Raw genomic sequence first — 2688 nt, 5'->3', positions numbered from 1 at the left:
GTATCCGCTGCTTGAAGAGCCGCGGTGGCCGGAGCCGCGCCCGTGATGCAGACTCTCGCGAGTGGAGGCGAGGTCAGTTCGGCGACGGCTGCTGTTCCGCGGGCAGCGGAGGCGGTACGGTCACGTGGCCGACGGCCAGCTTGAGCTCTTCGGCGTCGAGGCGAGCGCGCGTCCGTGCCCAGTACTTGGGAGCGAGCTCGAGGTACCGGTCGCGGGGCCAGTACGGCAGGACGCGGATGATGTCCGTGAAGTAGCTCTCGACATCGAGCTTGTGCAGCACGCACGAGGCGATGAGGGAGAAGACGTTCGCGGCGGCGCTGGCGTGGTCGTTCGAGCCGAAGAAGAGCCAGGCTTTGCGGCCGACCGCGATGGGCGAGCGGAGGGCACGCTCGGCGGCATTATTGTCGATACGGAGGCGCCCGTCGTCGAGGTAACGGCGGAGCGCGTCGCGCTGCCGGATCACATAGCCGAAGGCACTCGCGAGCGGACCGCGCACGGAGCCAACACGCTCGAACACCCCTTCGGCCCACGCAAAGAAGTCGTCGAGCATCGGGCGCGAGACGCGCTGCCGCCGCTCGTACCGCTGTTTCGGCGCGAGGTTCTGCCATTCTTCTTCGCGTTTGAAGAGCTCGCGGATCCGGAGAAGTGCCTCGCGCGCTTCGGGAGCCTTCGTCGTGATCGCGGCCTCCCAAGCCTTCCTCCTGGCATGCGACCAGCAGGCCACCTCATCGGGCGGCTTCTCTCCTTCCTCGACGGCGTCGCCGCGGAAGAGCGCGTCGTAGATGCAGTGCGCGTCCGCCTGGATGTAACCGTGGAAGCCGCGAAACATCTCGCAGACGGCGCTGCTCGTGTGCCGCTCTCGGAACTCGAAGAGGACGTGGTCGTTGTCCGCGAGGGCGACGAAGAAGTGGCCCCGCGCGCACGGCTGCCGCTGCCGCGGCTTCTCTTCGAGGCGCACGGGTTGGATCGCGCAGCCCGTCGCATCGGTCGAAATACAGAAGGCCGTCTCCTTGGCCTCCTTCCACATCGCATCGACGATGCATCCAAACGTCGCGCCGACGTGCTCGGCGTAGCGACACATCGTGCTGTCGTCGACCGACACGCCCTCCGCCAGGAGCTCGAGGGCGACGCGATGAAACGGCATCCCCCATCGGTATTTCTTCGTCAGCAAGAAGGCGACGAACGACGGCGCGAGCATGCCGCGGTCGACGATCTCGCGCGGCTTCGGCGCGGTCGTGTACTCGGCCGTCGACTCGCCGTTCTCGTCGAGCGCCGTCGTCTTGTACGTCGCCTTTGCCATGACCACGCGCACGGTGCACGCGCGCCGCCGACCAAGCAGGTACGTCGTCTCGAAACCGATGCGTTCCGCGGTTCCCTCCAGCGCCGGATCGAGGATCTCGACGCGCTCCTCGATCAAGTCGAGCTTCGTGAGGTCGGGACGGCCGCTGCCCTTCGACGTCTTCTTCTGACCCGCGGGCCGCCCATCGCCGCCGCCACCACCGCCACGCGTCATCGCGTTTTTATTGGCGGGAGTTTCGGGAACGACGCCGGCTTCGCCGTCGAGAGCGCGTGCGAGTCGGTCCAGCTTCGCTTTCGTTTCGGCGAACTCGATCTCGAGCTGCGTCGTATCGATCCGCTCGGCCTTCGCGACGAAGAGGCGGCGCCGCAGCAACTCGAGCTCCCCCTTGACCATCTCGTACGCGCGACGGAGCTTGTTCCGCTCGGCGGTGACGGCCGACAGCTCCGACTTCGTCGCCGCGAGCGCAGCCTCGAGTGCCGCCACCCTGTCGCGAAGCGCCTGGTCGCTCTCGCTCGGCGGTGCTGCATCCACGGGCACGACCTCGTGGTAGCGCACGGGCATCGCCCGGTCGAGCGACCGCCGCGTCGGTCTCCGTTTTCGATCGCACCTTGTGCGAAGAGCTCAGTGCGTCTTCGGGCGAGGCGGCGTCTTCGCGGGCTCCGTCACGTCGACGCCGTCCAGCAGCGCTTCGAGCGTCGCTTCGTCGATCTCCACATGCCGCGCCGTTTTCGTCGGAGGCTCAGGGATCTGGAAGACGCCGCGGTCGAGACGCTTGTAGAAGATGACCATCCCGCTGCCGTCGAAGAACAGGACCTTCAGCGCGTCTCTGCGGCGCCCGAAAAACACGAAGAGCGCGCCGCTCCGCGCGTCGTAGCCAACGTGCTCTTTGGCAAGCCCCGACAGGCGATCAAACGACAGGCGCATGTCGATCGGTTCGAGCGCGATATAGATCTCGACGCCGGCGGGAATCATTCGACCTCGCTCAGCGCCCGTACGACGGCGCGAAGATGGTCCTCGTCGAAGCCCGTCTCGACGAGCACGGTGGCCTTCCCGACGACGACGCGCACGCACGCCGCCTCAGCACTTCGACGCGGAGGCAGCTCCCCCGGCCGGACAACACGCGCGAGCGCCGTTATCCCGGACCTCGGGGCAGCGACCGGCTTCGCCAACGTGCTCGCCTTCGTCGCCTCTACGACTGGCAGCCGCTTAATCCAGTATCGCAGCGCCGTCGCCGCGACCCCATGCGCGCTCGCGAACTGCGCCGCCGACTCGCCGCTCTTCTGCCATTCCCCGACCAACTCCGCCCACTCGTCCTGCGTCAGCGCCATTGCGCTCACCATGACGCCGAAGCCGCCTCCAGAAAACCCGGCCGTTCAAGCAGGGGATAC

3 protein-coding genes are annotated in these 2688 nt (G+C 67.3%); all 3 read right to left on the bottom strand.

Going from position 1 to position 2688, the window contains the following annotated elements; genetic code table 11:
* Positions 1-73: 73 nt before the first annotated feature.
* Positions 74-1741 carry an IS66 family transposase gene (locus tag KF837_44860; GenBank protein MBX3234507.1) on the bottom strand — a complete coding sequence of 556 codons (1668 nt, stop codon included), beginning with the start codon at positions 1739-1741 and terminating at the stop codon, positions 74-76.
* 180 nt (positions 1742-1921) lie between these two features.
* Positions 1922-2272 carry an IS66 family insertion sequence element accessory protein TnpB gene (gene tnpB / locus KF837_44855; protein ID MBX3234506.1) on the bottom strand — a complete coding sequence of 117 codons (351 nt, stop codon included), beginning with the start codon at positions 2270-2272 and terminating at the stop codon, positions 1922-1924.
* Positions 2269-2628: a hypothetical protein gene (locus KF837_44850; protein MBX3234505.1), complete on the bottom strand. Its 360-nt coding sequence runs from the start codon at positions 2626-2628 to the stop codon at positions 2269-2271. The genes tnpB and KF837_44850 overlap by 4 nt, the downstream gene beginning before the upstream one ends.
* Positions 2629-2688: the final 60 nt, after the last annotated feature.

The organism is Labilithrix sp., assembly GCA_019637155.1.
GTDB lineage: Bacteria > Myxococcota_A > Polyangia > Polyangiales > Polyangiaceae > Labilithrix.
This window is presented reverse-complemented; position numbering and strand designations above follow the sequence as displayed.

What these genes read in the sequence shown, in the direction of transcription:
- KF837_44850 (MBX3234505.1), bottom strand. Translation starts at nt 2,628, where the DNA reads ATGGCGCTGACGCAGGACGAGTGGGCGGAGTTGGTCGGGGAATGGCAG.
- tnpB (MBX3234506.1), bottom strand. Translation starts at nt 2,272, where the DNA reads ATGATTCCCGCCGGCGTCGAGATCTATATCGCGCTCGAACCGATCGAC.